At 64.6% G+C, this 14533-nt stretch carries 15 protein-coding genes; 8 read left to right on the top strand and 7 right to left on the bottom strand.

Translation table 11 applies throughout. The annotated features are described in order from the left end of the window. Window positions 1-41 precede the first annotated feature (41 nt). The 5 genes from rpsU to NKH38_RS02510 all read left to right on the top strand — a co-directional run bounded on the left by rpsU (window position 42) and on the right by NKH38_RS02510 (window position 4308). Entirely contained in the window at window positions 42-320 is a 279-nt protein-coding gene (gene rpsU / locus NKH38_RS02490) for a 30S ribosomal protein S21 (RefSeq protein ID WP_023671138.1), read from the top strand. A gap of 203 nt (window positions 321-523) precedes the next feature. After that, window positions 524-1378: a tetratricopeptide repeat protein gene (locus tag NKH38_RS02495; RefSeq protein WP_023686462.1), complete on the top strand. Its 855-nt coding sequence runs from the start codon at window positions 524-526 to the stop codon at window positions 1376-1378. Between the two features lie 257 nt (window positions 1379-1635). Next, on the top strand, window positions 1636-2109 hold the full coding sequence (locus NKH38_RS02500; protein ID WP_352758872.1) for a DUF992 domain-containing protein: 474 nt from the start codon (window positions 1636-1638) through the stop codon (window positions 2107-2109). A gap of 89 nt (window positions 2110-2198) precedes the next feature. After that, window positions 2199-2678: a DUF992 domain-containing protein gene (locus tag NKH38_RS02505; RefSeq protein ID WP_023671135.1), complete on the top strand. Its 480-nt coding sequence runs from the start codon at window positions 2199-2201 to the stop codon at window positions 2676-2678. Between the two features lie 193 nt (window positions 2679-2871). Then, window positions 2872-4308 carry an MFS transporter gene (locus tag NKH38_RS02510; protein ID WP_352758875.1) on the top strand — a complete coding sequence of 479 codons (1437 nt, stop codon included), beginning with the start codon at window positions 2872-2874 and terminating at the stop codon, window positions 4306-4308. Between the two features lie 120 nt (window positions 4309-4428). Here the strand turns inward: NKH38_RS02510 and coaBC are convergent, their stop codons facing one another. The 3 genes from coaBC to ubiE all read right to left on the bottom strand — a co-directional run bounded on the left by coaBC (window position 4429) and on the right by ubiE (window position 8345). Continuing rightward, window positions 4429-5895, bottom strand: a complete 1467-nt coding sequence (gene coaBC, locus NKH38_RS02515; RefSeq protein ID WP_352758878.1) for a bifunctional phosphopantothenoylcysteine decarboxylase/phosphopantothenate--cysteine ligase CoaBC — start codon at window positions 5893-5895, stop codon at window positions 4429-4431. Window positions 5896-5962: 67 nt separating this feature from the next. After that, the gene (ubiB, locus tag NKH38_RS02520) at window positions 5963-7537 is read right to left on the bottom strand and encodes a 2-polyprenylphenol 6-hydroxylase (RefSeq protein WP_352758881.1); all 1575 of its coding nucleotides are present in this window, start codon (window positions 7535-7537) and stop codon (window positions 5963-5965) included. Between the two features lie 31 nt (window positions 7538-7568). Then, window positions 7569-8345, bottom strand: a complete 777-nt coding sequence (gene ubiE / locus NKH38_RS02525) for a bifunctional demethylmenaquinone methyltransferase/2-methoxy-6-polyprenyl-1,4-benzoquinol methylase UbiE (RefSeq protein ID WP_023833596.1) — start codon at window positions 8343-8345, stop codon at window positions 7569-7571. A gap of 133 nt (window positions 8346-8478) precedes the next feature. On the opposite strand from ubiE, the gene NKH38_RS02530 reads away from it, so the two are divergent. The 3 genes from NKH38_RS02530 to NKH38_RS02540 all read left to right on the top strand — a co-directional run bounded on the left by NKH38_RS02530 (window position 8479) and on the right by NKH38_RS02540 (window position 10902). Further along, window positions 8479-9450 (top strand): adenosine deaminase, encoded by a 972-nt coding sequence (locus NKH38_RS02530; RefSeq protein ID WP_023683187.1) that lies wholly within the window; start codon window positions 8479-8481, stop codon window positions 9448-9450. A gap of 135 nt (window positions 9451-9585) precedes the next feature. Beyond that, a complete protein-coding gene (gene upp, locus NKH38_RS02535) occupies window positions 9586-10215 on the top strand; it encodes a uracil phosphoribosyltransferase (RefSeq protein WP_352758884.1) in 630 nt (209 codons plus the stop codon). Between the two features lie 129 nt (window positions 10216-10344). After that, entirely contained in the window at window positions 10345-10902 is a 558-nt protein-coding gene (locus tag NKH38_RS02540) for a TIGR02281 family clan AA aspartic protease (protein WP_352758887.1), read from the top strand. 9 nt (window positions 10903-10911) lie between these two features. Here NKH38_RS02540 and deoA read toward each other — a convergent pair whose 3' ends face one another. From deoA to NKH38_RS02560, 4 genes are all read right to left on the bottom strand, one after another. Beyond that, a complete protein-coding gene (gene deoA, locus NKH38_RS02545) occupies window positions 10912-12231 on the bottom strand; it encodes a thymidine phosphorylase (protein WP_352758891.1) in 1320 nt (439 codons plus the stop codon). Then, window positions 12231-13049: a purine-nucleoside phosphorylase gene (locus tag NKH38_RS02550; protein ID WP_023707594.1), complete on the bottom strand. Its 819-nt coding sequence runs from the start codon at window positions 13047-13049 to the stop codon at window positions 12231-12233. Before NKH38_RS02550 ends, deoA begins: the two co-directional genes overlap by 1 nt. Before the next feature lie 12 nt (window positions 13050-13061). Continuing rightward, entirely contained in the window at window positions 13062-13454 is a 393-nt protein-coding gene (cdd, locus tag NKH38_RS02555) for a cytidine deaminase (protein ID WP_352758894.1), read from the bottom strand. Between the two features lie 107 nt (window positions 13455-13561). Further along, window positions 13562-14533, bottom strand: a complete 972-nt coding sequence (locus tag NKH38_RS02560) for an ABC transporter permease (RefSeq protein ID WP_023683182.1) — start codon at window positions 14531-14533, stop codon at window positions 13562-13564.

The following is a 14533-nucleotide window of genomic DNA, read 5'->3' on the forward strand; positions in this document are numbered from 1 at the left end:
CACTTGCCTGTTGATATCAAACCCGAAAGACAGGATTGCCCGTGCAGGTACTCGTCCGCGACAATAACGTTGATCAGGCGCTTCGCGCTCTCAAGAAGAAGATGCAGCGCGAAGGCATTTTCCGCGAAATGAAGATGCGCGGCCATTACGAGAAGCCTTCCGAGAAGCGCGCCCGTGAAAAGGCCGAAGCCGTTCGCCGCGCCCGCAAGCTGGCCCGCAAGCGCGCCCAGCGCGAAGGCCTGCTGCCGATGACGCCGCGCCCGGTTGCTGCCGGCGCCGCCGGTGGTCCTGGTGGTGCTCCGCGTCCGCCGCGGTTCTGACGCCAATTTTTCGTCCTTTTCGAAGGATACTCTGAGGTGGCGCGATGCGGAATCGCCGCCACCTTTTTGTTTGGAGCGCCGCCATTCTGTTGGAGGCCGTTCCCTTGAACGCGCAAACGGCGTTCTAGATTTTGTTACGACAATCTGTGACCCGGCCCGGAGGGGGACCTGGACGGCGCGGCTGAAGTGAGGACAGGGCAGACATGAACGCAATCGGCGTAGAGCGCAAAACCACAATGCGCGGTTTGGCCCTGGCGGCAGCCCTGATGTCCGGCCTGGTGCTGGCCGGTTGCCAGAGCGTTCCGACCGGCGAATTCAACAACATCGACAAGGCGCAAGGCTCGAGCGAGAACATCTCCTCGCTGTCGGCGGTGATCCAGCGCAATCCGCAGGATCCGGAAGGCTACAATGTGCGCGGCTCGGCCTATGGCCGTGGCGGCCAGTACCAGGCGGCGCTGAAGGATTTCGACACCGCCATCCAGCTCAACCCGAATTTCTACCAGGCCTATTCGAACCGGGCGCTGATCCAGCGCTTCCTCGGCAACCAGGCGGCCGCCCTTGCCGACTACAACCGCTCGATCCAGATCAATGCAAATTATGACGCCGCCTATATCGGCCGCGGCAACCTCTATCGCAAGGCCGGCCAGACCCAGCAGGCCTTCAACGATTTCCAGAAGGCGATCCAGCTCGACACCACGGATGCCCGCGCCTACCACAATCGCGGCCTGATCTATCAGAGCCAGGGCCAGCACAAGTTTGCCATCGAGGATTTCTCGACCGCCATCTCGCTGGCGCCGGACGCCGCCGAACCCTATAATGGCCGCGGCCTCTCCTATCTCGCCATGAATGACGAGGACAACGCCTTCTCCGACTTCAACATGGCCATCAAGCTCGACGGCAAGAACGCCGAAGCCTGGTCCAACCAGGCGCTGATCTACGAGCGCCGCGGCGACAAGGTCAAGGCCTCGAAGGCCTACCGCGAAGCCGTCCATCTCGACCCGACCTACCAGCCGGCCAAGGACGGCCTGTCGCGCACATCGGGCGCCACCGCCGGCTGAGATGCGGCCGCGCGCCGCCATCGGCGGCCTTTTATAACAACGTTCCATTCCTGATGCAGTGCGCCGCGTGAGCGGTTTCTCCCCGGGAAAGCGCAGAGCCCGTCCCCTAGGGATTGCGTATCCAGAAAACCCCACTATCACCCAATCTTAACCACCGGGGGCAAAGCGTTAACCCTTGCCTTGATCGCGCCAAGTTTTCAGCGGAACGCTCCGGGCCATTCAACCGTTGTTGAAGTCATTTTCGAAAGGACTGACCCATGATCAAGAAAATCATCTGTGCCGCGGCACTTGCCACGACGCTGCTTGCCGTTCCCGCCAGCGCCGGCAAGCTTCAGCTCGGCACGCTCGATTGCACCATCGACGGCGGCGTCGGTTACGTCATCACGTCGAACAAGGGCGTCGACTGCACGTTCCGCCCTTATCACCATGGGCGGTCCGAGAAATACACGGGGATGATCTCCAAGCTCGGCGTCGATCTCGGCCAGACGCATCAGGGCCAGCTGGTGTGGGCGGTTCTGGCCGCCACCCGCGGCCATGACGAGGGCGACCTTGCCGGCCATTATTACGGCGTCAACGCCGAGGCGAGCGTGGTGACCGGCGGCGGCGCCAATCTGCTGGTCGGCGGGCTCGACGGCGCCTTTGTGCTGGAGCCGCTCAGCGTCCAGGCGCAGACCGGCGTCAATGTAGCGGTCGCCGTGACCTCCCTGGAACTGATCCACTCGTTCAAATAAGCATCGGCAAATAAGGATCGACTGATCCCTCTACGCGCGGCGCGGAACAGGTTACTGTTTCGCGCCGTATGCTTTTTGGGGGATCCGCCGTGCTGAAACCAGCCATCGCCGCCGCTATCACCATCATCTGTACCGCCCAGGCCCAAGCGCAAGGCCAGGGTATCGAACTCGGTGTGCTCGATTGCGCCATCGGCGGCGGCACCGGCTTCATCTTCGGCTCCAGCAAGGATCTGAGCTGCACCTTCACGCCGGCCGACAAGAGCTTTTCGCCGGAAGCCTATTTCGGCGCCGTCAACAAATACGGGCTCGACATCGGCACCACCAAGCAGACCGTCATGCAATGGCTGGTGCTGACGCCGCTGAGGAACATCTATGCGCCCGGCGCGTTGGCCGGCGACTATATCGGCGCCAGCGCCGAAGTGACCGCGGCGGTCGGCGCCGGCGCCAATCTCCTGGTCGGCGGCTCCTCGCAGGCCTTCACCCTGCAGCCGCTCAGCCTGCAGACGCAGACCGGTATCAACATTGCGATCGGCGTCAGCCAGTTTCAGCTGCGCAGCATTGAGAACTGACCGGCGCATCAAGCGGAGAGGCTTCCGGCCAATCTCGACCGTTTGCACTTCGATAAAAAGCCACTTGAGCTCAACTGCGCTTGAGGTTTTACAACTCGCCTGACTGAAACAGCGCGCATGGCCCCGCCGGAAAGCGCGACTGGCTTCTGGCGCCATGCGCCGGCATCGAGATATGCAAAGGCAGGGTAAAAGAATGACTGAAATCACCAGCAACAAGGTCGACTGGCGGGCATTGTGGGCAAGCGGCGACCTCGCGCGCTTCTGCTTCATCAGCCTCGGCATCCTGCTGCACGCCACCAACGAGACGATGGTGGCGACGGTCATGCCGGCCATGGTCGGGGACCTCGCCGGTGTGCAGTTCGTCGGCTGGTCGCTGGCCGTCTACGAGCTCGGCGCCATTGTCGCCGGCGCAGCGGCCGGGCGGCTGGTCAGCTATGTCGCTCTACGCTCCAACGTCACGGTCGCCGCCCTGCTCTATGCCGTGGGCGCACTGATCTGCGCCACCGCGCCGTCCATGCCGGTGTTTCTTGGCGGCCGTCTGGTCGAGGGTCTCGGCGGCGGTGCGCTGGTGTCGCTGGCCTTCGTCTCGGTCGAGCGGCTGTTTAACCGCAGCATCTGGCCACAGCTGTTCGGCATCATGTCGGCGATCTGGGGCGTCGCCGCCTTCAGCGGCCCGATGCTCGGCGCGATCATGGTCGAACTCCTGTCCTGGCGCTGGGCCTTCGGCGTCTTCGTGCTGGGTGGCATCGCCATGGCATCGGCAAGCTTCATCGTCCTGAACACGCCGGAAGCGACGAAGCCGCAAGCCGCCGCCGGCACCTCGCCGCCCTTCCCCTTTGCAGCACTTGGCTGCCTCGCCATCGCCGTCGTGCTGATCGCCACCGCAGGCGTCGACGTCGCCTTGCTTCGATCGTCGCTGCTGCTGGTCCTCGGCCTCGCCGGCCTGGCGCTGTTCGTTTTCGTCGACGCCATGAAGCCGCAATCGCGACTGTTCCCGTCGGGCCTGTTCTCATGGCGCTCGCCGGTCGGCAGCGGCATGAGCATGGTTGCCGCCTTCTCGGTGGCGACAGTCTCTTTTTCCATCTACGGGCCGCTTCTGCTTACCACGCTGCACGGCATCCCGATCCTGACCACAGGCTACATCATCGCCGCCGAATCGATCGCCTGGTCGATCCTGTCGATCGCCGTCGCCAATGCGCCGCTGCAGCGCGAACGGCAGATCCTCGTCATCGGCGCGCTGATGATTGCAGCCGGCCTCGCCGGTTTCGCCTATGCCATCCCCGCCGGCTCGATCCCGCTGATCCTGCTCTGCGCTTTGTTGCAAGGCGGTGGCTTCGGCGTGTCATGGCCCTTCCTGACCCGCATCATCGTCGCCTCGGCCCGCGGCGGCGAGCAGACGATCGCCTCGGCCGCCGTGCCGACCATGCAGCGCATCGGCTACGCCGTGGGCGCCGCCATGGCCGGCATCATCGCCAATGCCAGCGGCTTTTCGGACGGACTGAACCGCGAGGCAGCAGCGCACGTCGCCGGCTGGCTGTACCTGGCCTTCGTGCCGCTCGGCATTGTCGGTTGCCTGGCGGCGTTGAAGATGGCTTTGGAGGCACGCCGGCCGCAACTGGCGCCAGGCTGAGGGCACGGCCGATCGAGAATTTGGCGACAGCATTCCGCCGGCGCTGTCGGCGTCAAATGCCCTCGGCCACAAGGCTGCTTGCAAGACCATGGCCTGCCCGATTGCGGAACCGGCGGCCGCTCAGGCTTGCAAACGCTCGGCGATGAGCGCGGCGAGCCGCGCCGCCACCTCGCCCTTGCCCATCTCAGGCCATTCCTCGACACCGTCCTTCGAGACGATGCGCACCTTGTTGCGGTCGCCGCCCATGACGCCGGTGGGGCCGACGCCGCTTTCATGCGAGACATCGTTGGCGACAATGAAATCGGCGCCCTTCTTCTTCAGCTTGGCCTCGGCATTCGCAATCAGGTCCTGCGTCTCGGCGGCGAAGCCGACAACCAGCCCCGGCCGTTGCCCGTGATGACCAACACTGGCGAGAATGTCGGGGTTTTCGACCATTTGCAGCGCCGGTGGGCCCTGGCCCGCCACCTTCTTGATCTTCTCGCCGGCCGTGCCAGCGGTGCGCCAGTCGGCGACGGCAGCTACGAAGACCGCGGCGTCCGCCGGCAACAACTGTTCGACGGCCGCCTTCATCTCGGCCGCGGTCTCGACATGTGTCGTCACAACGCCGGCCGGATCGGCAATGCTGACCGGACCGGAGACCAGGCGTACATCCGCGCCCAGTCTCGCCAGCGCTGCCGCAATCGCATGGCCCTGCTTGCCCGAAGAGCGGTTGGCGATGTAGCGCACCGGGTCGATCGGCTCATGCGTCGGCCCCGAGGTGACGATGATCCTGCGGCCGGCCAGCGGCTTCGGCCTGCTGTCGAGCAGTGCCTCGATCACTGCCACGATCTCCAGCGGCTCGGCCATGCGGCCCTCGCCCGCCTCGTTGCTCTCCGCCATCTCGCCCTTGGCCGGGCCGACGAAGGCGATGCCATCCTTGGCGAGCGTCGCCCGGTTGCGGCGCGTCGCGGCATGCGACCACATTTTCGGATTCATCGCCGGCGCCATCAGCACCTTCTTGTCAGTGGCGAGCAGCACCGTCGAGGCCAGATCGTTGGCGTGGCCGTTGGCGAGCTTGGCCATCAGATCGGCGGTGGCCGGCGCCACCACCAGAAGGTCGGCCTCGCGCGACAAGCGGATATGGCCGACATCGTGCTCGTCATTGAGGTGGAACAATTCGCTGAAAACATGGTCGGCCGAAAGCGCGCCGACCGAAAGCGTGGTGACGAACTCCTGCGCCGCCGATGTCATCACGACGCGCACCGCCGCACCGCGCTCGCGCAGCCGGCGGATCAGGTCCAGCGCCTTGTAGGCGGCGATGCCGCCGCCGATGATCAGCAGGATGCGTTTGCCGCCGAGGGTTTTGTGCGTTTTTGTGGATTGACCTCGCTGGGGCAGATCGATGTCAAAACCTCCATGAGGCTCAACCGAGCGGCGGATTGTTGCATAGAGGGTTTCGCTCTCGGGCATGCCGGCTTCCGCCGACAGCACGCTTTTGGCAAGCGCATAACGCGCCTCTTCCTCCATCGACACCCCGCGCGCCCCAGCGCGCTCACGCAATTTCTGCTTCACGTCGTCAGCTAGATTGCGGACAGTAATGGTGCCCATGACTTGCTCCGCGACATCAATAGCGCGATCGCAACGCTAGCACCACAGTTGCTAGCGTTGCAAGCGATCAGAGCAGCTTCCACGCGATATACGCCAGCGTCAGCGCGAGGACCCACAGCGCCATCCGGCCGGAGCGGGAGTAGTGCGCTTCGGCCTTGCCGATGGCGCGCGATGTCGCTTCGTCGAAGCGCAGGCCGTGTTCGGCCATAAAATCGATCTCGCGCGACAGCCGTTCGGTGCGGGCGGCAAGATCGGGCGCCTGGCGGGCCAGCGCCAGCAGCGCCTTGGCGCCGTCGCGCGCGTCCATCAGCAGGCCGCTCGGGCCGAGATTGCCGGCGATCCACTGGCCGACCACCGGCTCGGCCGTCTTCCACATGTTGAAGGCCGGGTCGAGCGTGCGCGCGACGCCTTCGACCACCACCATGGTCTTCTGCAACAGGATCAGTTCCGACCGCGTGGCCATATCGAACAGTTCGGTGACCTCGAAGAGCAGCGTCAGAAGCTTCGCCATCGAGATGGTTTCAGCCGGCTGGCCATGGATCGGCTCGCCGATCGCGCGAATGGCCTGCGCGAAAGCCGCGACATTGTGCTGACGCGGCACGTAGCCGGCCTCGAAATGCACCTCGGCGACGCGCAGATAGTCGCGCGTGATGAAGCCGTAGAGGATTTCGGCGAGGAACCGGCGCTCCTTCTTGCCGAGCCGTCCGGCAATGCCGAGATCGACGGCGACGATATTGCCATTGGCCTCGACGAACAGATTGCCTGGATGCATGTCGGCATGGAAGAAGCCGTCGCGCAGCGTGTGACGCAGGAACGACTGGATCAGGTTGGTGGCGATCGCCTTCAGATCGTGCCCCGCCGCCGCGAGGCCGGCGATGTCGTTCATCTTGACGCCGTCGACCCATTCCATGGTCAGCACATCGCGCCCGGTGCGCTCCCAGTCGACCGACGGCACGCGGAAGCCCGGATCGTCCTTGGTGTTTTCGCCCAGTTCCGAAAGTGCGGCCGCCTCGAGGCGAAGATCCATCTCGATCTTGGTGGTCTGCGCCAGCGTCTCGGTCACCTCGACCGGCCGCAGCCGGCGCGACGACGGGATGTATTTCTCCTGCAGCCGGGCGGCGAGGAAATAGCTTTCGAGATCCTGGAAGAAGCGGCGGCGCACGCCAGGCCGGATCACCTTCACCGCCACCTTGGTATCGACACCGTCATGCATGGCTTGCGCGGGATGAACCTGGGCGATGGAGGCCGCCGCGACCGGCCCGCCGAACTGCGTATAGAGTTCGCCGATCTTGCGCCCGAGCGAGCCCTCGATCGCCGCCACCGCTTCCGCCTGCGAAAAAGTGTGCATCTTGTCCTGCAGCATGGCGAGGTCGAGCGCCATGTCGTTGCCGACGACATCGGGCCGCGTCGCCAGGAACTGGCCGAGCTTGACGTAGGAGGGTCCGAGCCGGACCACCGCCTTGGCCAGCCGGTCGCTGCGCTCATAAGCGAGCGCGCGGCGGCGGGTGAACAGCCGGGCCATGCGCCAGCCGAATTTCGGCAGGCCGCTGAGTTCGTCCCCCGGCAGTGCTGCGATCACGCCCTCGCGGACCAGCACCCAGCCGGCCCGCGCGAGCCGAAAGGCGGCGCCGACGCTGCTCATCGTCTACCCTGCTGCTGCAAACTGTCCGGCCTCAAAGCTTCCAGCCCGAATGAAGCGCTGCGATGCCGCCGGAATAGTTGCGGAACGACACGCGCTCGAAGCCGGCGCGGGTGATCATGGCAGCAAAGTTCTGCTGATTGGGAAATTTGCGGATCGATTCGACCAGGTAGGAATATGGCTCGCCCTCGCCCGTCACCATCTTGCCGATCTGCGGAATGGCGTTGAACGACCAGGCTTCGTAGACTTTGTCCAGCAGCGGCATCTCGACCTCGGAAAACTCCAGGCACAGGAACCGTCCGCCAGGCTTCAGCACGCGAAAGGCTTCCGTCAGCGCGACATCGATGCGCGGCACGTTGCGGATGCCGAATGCGATGGTGTAGGCGTCGAAGGTGCTATCGGTGAAAGGCAGTTCCTCGGCATTGGCCTCGACGAAATCGGTGTTGCCGGACAGGCCCTTTTTCTCCGCGCGGTCACGGCCGACACTGAGCATCGAGCCGTTGATGTCGAGCACCGTGGCATGCGCGTTGCCATGGCTGGCGTCGACGATGCGGAAGGCGATGTCGCCGGTGCCGCCGGCCACGTCGAGCACTTTCCAGCCCGGACGTTTCGGCGGATTGAGCCATGTCACCATGGCATCCTTCCACAGCCGGTGCAGCCCGGCCGACATCAGGTCGTTCATCAGGTCGTAGCGGTTCGCCACCTTGTGGAAAACCTCGTTGACCAGAGGCTGCTTGTCGCCTGGCCCTACCTTCTTGAAACCATAGGAGGTTTCCATGCCGCCCGCGGCCGTGGTTCTCTCAACTGACATTATTTTGATCCGTCATAAAACCGGCGGGACCATAGCCGATCGATGGTGCGGGCGCTATTGTTTAAGGCGCGGTGTTCGGCCGCGCTTCCAGGTGGTGGGCTTACGGCCTGGACTGATGAGACGGGATAACTGCATGCCTTTGAAAGCGGAACTGCACTGCCACATCGAGGGGGCAGCGGCGCCCGAACTCGTCGTCCGCCAGGCGCAGAAATACGGCAAGGACACCTCGCTTTATATCCAGAACGGCTCGTTCGTCTGGCACGACTTCACCTCTTTCCTCGCGGCTTACGACTTTTCCGCCGACCTGTTCCGCTCCGAGGAGGATTATGCCCGCCTCGCCGACCATTATCTGACCAGCCTTGCCCGCGACGGCGCCATCTATTCCGAAGTCTTCACCTCGCCCGACCATGCCGTCAGGGCCGGCCTGTCGCCCAAGGCCTACACCGATGCGCTCGGCGAAGGCATGCTGCGCGCCAAAGCCAAGACCGGCATAGAGGGCCGCATGATCGTCACCGGCGTACGCCATGTCGGCGTCGAATCGATCGAGCAGGCGGCGCGTTTTGCGGCGCGCTGCGGAAATCCGCTGGTCACCGGCTTCGGCGTCGCCGGCGATGAACGCATGGGCGAGATGGAGGATTATGTCAGGGCCTTCGAGATCGCCCGTGAAGCGGGTCTTGGTATCACCATCCATGCCGGCGAGTTGACCGGCTGGGAGACGGTGCAGGCCGCACTCGACCACATCCGCCCCTCGCGCATCGGCCATGGCGTGCGCGCCATCGAAAATCCCGACCTGGTGCGCCGCATCGCCGATGAGGGCATCGTGCTCGAATGCTGCCCCGGCTCCAACATCGCGCTCAAAGTCTACGACAGTTTCGCCGATCACCCTTTGCCTGCCCTGCAGGCGGCCGGCTGCAAGGTGACGCTGAACTCCGACGACCCACCCTATTTCTGGACCTCGCTGAAGCGCGAATACGACATCGCCGCCGAGCATTTCTCCATGAATGAAAAAGCTTTGACCGCCGTCACCAGGACGGCGATCGAAGCGGCTTTCGTCGACAGGAAGACGAAAAGCGCGCTGCTTGCCCGGCTCGATGCGAAGAGGTGACTGGTGACTGGTGACTGGTGATTGGTGATTGGTTTGCCGGCGGTTCGGCCTGTCAACGGCAATGATCGATCCATCGGGACTCGCAAACCTGCTCACTATTCACTATTCACTATTCACCATTCACTGGAGCAACCCATGCAGGGCGTCACCGTCGTCGACCACCCGCTTGTCCAGCACAAGCTCACCATCATGCGCAAGAAGGAGACGTCGACCGCCGGTTTCCGGCGGCTGCTGCGCGAGATCTCGCTGCTGCTCGGCTACGAGGTCACCCGCAACCTCGAACTGACGACGACGACCATCGAAACGCCGATGGAAACCATGGAAGCGCCGACGCTGGAGGGCAAGAAGCTGGTCTTCGCCTCGGTGCTGCGCGCCGGCAATGGCCTGCTCGAAGGCCTGCTCGACCTGGTCCCGGCGGCCCGCGTCGCGCATGTCGGCCTCTACCGCGATCACGAAACGCTGGAGGCGGTGGAATATTTCTTCAAGTCGCCGAGCGATCTCGCCGACCGGCTGGTGATCGTCGTCGATCCGATGCTGGCGACCGCGAACTCGGCCATCGCGGCCATCGACAAGCTGAAGGAGCGCGGCGCCACCAACATCCGCTTCCTTTGCCTGCTGGCGGCGCCAGAAGGCATCGAGCGCTTCACCAAGGCGCATCCGGATGTCCCGGTCTTTACCGCTTCCATCGACCGCCAGCTCAACGAGAAGGGCTACATCATGCCCGGCCTCGGCGATGCCGGCGACCGCATGTACGGAACCAAATGACGGCGGCTGGCAAGGCCAGCTGACATCCAGTCGTTTACCGCCCGTTTACGCAAAGCCGCGGTTTCGGGTTGGCGTTAAAGCGGCAAACACCATGTGCGCACGAGAATGGGCCTTCACGAAGGTCCGTTCATGCTGCGCAAGCTTCTCATTCTGGGCGTGTTCGCCGGAACGTCGGCATCGATCCTGATCGTCTATCAGTCGAACCCGCAGATTCTCGACAACCTGTTGAAGTCGACCGTCGCCGGCAAGCCGCAACCGCAGCCCGAGCTGAGCCTCGCCTCGGTTCCCGACAAGCCGGCCGCACCGCTGCCCACAGGTCGCAAGGTCCTGGTGGCGGCCGACGAGCGCGGCCATTTCACCTCCGCCTTCAAGCTCAACGGCCGCCAGATCGACGGCATGATCGACACCGGCGCCACGTTGGTCGCCATCAACACCTCGACGGCGCGCCGCATCGGCATCTCGCTCAACCCGTCGGATTTCAGCCATCAGGTCAACACCGCCAATGGCGCGATCAGGGCCGCTGTGGTCAACATCGACCGCCTGCAGATCGGCAAGATCAGCGTCGACAACATCCAGGCCGTGGTCCTCGACGACAAGGCGCTGCGCACCAACCTGATCGGCATGAGCTTTTTGCAGCGGCTGGCAAAATACCAGGTCGAAAACGGCACACTGTTGCTGGTGCAGTAGCGCCTTCCGCTACCCGCGCGGCAGCACGCGCCGGATGACAGTCTTGTCGGCGGCTGGTTTCGACGCCCCGATCGCATAGGCCGAAAGCACGGCGGCTGCGGCCGCTTCGGCCTCCACTTGCGTGCGGGCGTGGACCAGCGCCAGCGGCTCGCCGGCCCGCACCTCGGCGCCGAGCGGCAGTAGCCTGGTGATGCCGACCGCATGGTCGATCCTGTCGTCCGGCCGCGTGCGCCCGCCACCGAGCCCGACCACAGCAAGGCCGATATCGCGGGTGGCAATACCGGTGGCAAAACCGTTGCCTGTCGCCTTGACCGCAAACTCCACCGCCGCTTTCGGCAGGTATTTTTCCGGCTTCTCGACGAAATCGGCGGGACCGCCAAGCGCTGTCACCATACGCGCGAAGGCGGCTGCCGCGCGGCCGCCGGCCAGCGTCTCGGCCGCGCGCCTGAGACCGTCCTGATTGGACGACGCCAGCCCTGCCGATTGCAGCATCTCGGCGGCCAGCGCCAGCGTCACATCCTCCAGTCGCTTGTCGCGGAGCCTCCCGGTGAGGAAATCGACGGCGTTGCGCACCTCGACCGCGTTGCCGGCCGCCGACGCCAGCGGCTCGTTCATGCCGGTGACCAGCGCCGAGGCCTTCAGGCCGGCGCCGTTGGCGATCTCGACCAGGCTGTTGGCCAGTGCTGTCGCGTCGCGCGACTTCTCCATGAAGGCGCCATTGCCGACCTTGACGTCGAGCACCAGCGACTGCAGGCCGGCCGCGAGTTTCTTCGACAGGATAGAGGCAGTGATCAGCGGCACCGATTCCACCGTTCCGGTCACATCGCGGATCGCATAGAGCCGACGGTCGGCCGGCGCGAGATCGGCGGTCTGGCCGATGATGGCGCAGCCGGTCTCGAGCACCGTCTTGCGGAAGCGCGCGATATCCGGCTGGCTGGTATAGCCCGGGATGGCATCCATCTTGTCCAGCGTGCCGCCGGTATGGCCAAGGCCCCTGCCGGATATCATCGGCACATAGGCGCCGCAAGCGGCGACGATCGGCGCCAGCATCAGCGAGACATTGTCGCCGACGCCGCCGGTCGAATGTTTGTCGGTGACCGGACCCGGCAGGTCCGACCAGTCGAGCACATCGCCTGAATCCCGCATGGCGAGCGTCAGCGCCACCGCCTCGTCGCGGTTCATGCCGTTGAAGAAAACCGCCATGGCAAAGGCGCCGACCTGGCCGTCCGAGACGCTGCCCGAAGTCACGCCGGCGACAAAAGCCGAAATCTCCTGTGCGGACAGTTTCTGGCCGTCGCGCTTGCGGCGGATGATTTCCTGCGGAAGCATCAGGCGGCGCCCTTCGGCTCCGGCAACCCATCCTGGAACACATGCGCAAGGATCGTCGCCAGCCGTGCGCCGCCGATCGGCGCCATGTCCTTGGTCTCCTGGTGCGACAGTTCCGCCCCGGTCATCCCGGCGGCGAGATTGGTGATCACCGAACAGGCGGCTACGCGAAGCCCAAGGAAGCGGGCGAGAATGACCTCCGGTACGGTCGACATCCCTACCGCTTTGGCGCCCATGACGCGGGCCATGCGGATTTCAGCAGGGGTTTCGAAACACGGACCGGAAAACCACATATAGACGCCCTTGTGCAGCGCCGTCCCTGTCGCCTTCGCCGCCCGTTCGATCGCCGCGCGCAAGCCGGCATCGTAGGCTTCGGTCAGGCCGACGAAGCGGCGGTCGCTCGGCTCGCCGATCAGCGGGTTGGAGCCGGAGAAATTGATGTGATCGGTGATCAGCATCACCGATCCAGGCAGCATGTCGGGATCGACCGAGCCGGCGGCATTGGTAAGGATCAGCTTGGTGATGCCGATGCCGGCAAGCACCTCCAGCGCCGGCCGCATTGCAGCAGCAACGCCGTGCTCGTAATAATGGGCGCGGCCGGACAGCATCAGCACCGGCGTGCCGGCGAAAAGCCCCGCGACCACCTCGCCGGCATGGCCAGTCACCCCGCTGCGGGGGAAACCCGGCAGGTCGGCATAAGAGATGCGCACGGCATTTTCGACCTGGTCGACAAGCCCGCCAAGGCCCGACCCCAGCACCATCGCCGTTGTCGGCGCCAACCCGTCCAGCCTTTCAACGAGGTGGTCCAGAGCTTCCTTCATATCAGCCAACTCTCACTTCAAAATGTCGCCACGAAACCCGTAGGGCAGCATGTCGCCCATCGTCACGGTCTCGACCACGCCGATGTTGTCGCAAAGATAGAGCTTTGTGTCCGGCCGGCAGAATTCCGCCAGCCTTTGCCGGCAGCCGCCGCAGGGCGAGCATTTCGCCATGCGCGAGGCAATGACGGCGATTTCCACGATCTTGCCGCCACCCCCCATGATGTAATGGCCGAGCGCCGTGGTCTCGGCGCACCAGCCTTCCGGATAGGACGCGACCTCGATGTTGGCGCCGGTGAAGACACGGCCGTCTTCGGTGCGCAACGCCGCACCCACCGGAAACTTCGAATAGGGCGCGTAGGCCTTGGCCATGGCCTCCTGCGCGGCTTCGAACAGATCATGCGACATTCAGGTGTTCTCTCCGACGATCGTGGTCAAAACCCGGCCATTTGCGTTTTCCTGGCGCCTTTCGAGCACCAGCCGCATGTTCGACACAGTGCTCCTGGGCGCCCGGATCAACGTTCCTTGACATAAGGCACGCCGCCGGCGCGCGGCGGGATCGCCTTGCCGATGAAGCCGGCAAGCAGGATCACGGTCAGCACATAGGGCAGCGCCTGCATGAACTGCACCGGCACCTTGCCGATCAACGGCAGCGGCGAACCCTGCAGGCGGATCGCCGCCGCGTCGAGGAAGCCGAACAGAAGACAGGCGAACATAGCGTTGACCGGTCGCCATTTGGCAAAGATCAGCGCCGCCAGTGCGATGTACCCCTTGCCCGCGGTCATGTCCTTCACGAAGCCGCCATTCTGCACCATCGAGAGGTAGGCGCCGGCAATGCCGGTCAGCACACCGGTGCAGATCAGGGCCCGGTAGCGCAGCCAAGCGACCGAGATGCCGGCGGTGTCGACGGCGGCCGGGTTCTCGCCGACGGCGCGTAGGCGCAGGCCGAAGCGGGTGCGAAACAACACCCACCAGGTGAACGGCACCATGGCGAAAGCGAGATAGACCAGGATCGAATGGCCAGAGAGCAGCTCGGAATAGATCGGCCCTATGATCGGCACGTCGTGGATCGCGGCAGCACCAGGCAGAGTGATGGCCTCGAAACGCTCGCCCGGCTGCAGCGCCGGCGTTCGCCCGCCCTGCTGGAACCAGGCTTGGCCCAGAATGATGGTCGAGCCGGCGGCGACGAAGTTGATGGCCACACCGGAGACGATCTGGTTGCCGCGATGGGTGATCGAGGCGAAGCCGTGCACCAGGGCAAAGGCGACCGACATCACGATCGCCATGCCGAGACCGAGGAAGGCCGAATGGAAGACCGAAGCGGCGGCCGCACCTGCAAAGGCGCCGACCAGCATCTTGCCTTCCAGCCCGATGTCGAAAACGCCGGCGCGTTCCGAATAGAGGCCGGCGAGGCAAGCGAGCAGCAGCGGCACCGACAGGCGTATGGTCGAGTCCAGGATCTGCACGATGGCGATGAAGACGTCCAT

This window comes from Mesorhizobium sp. M1078, assembly GCF_040318615.1.
Classification (GTDB): Bacteria; Pseudomonadota; Alphaproteobacteria; order Rhizobiales; family Rhizobiaceae; genus Mesorhizobium.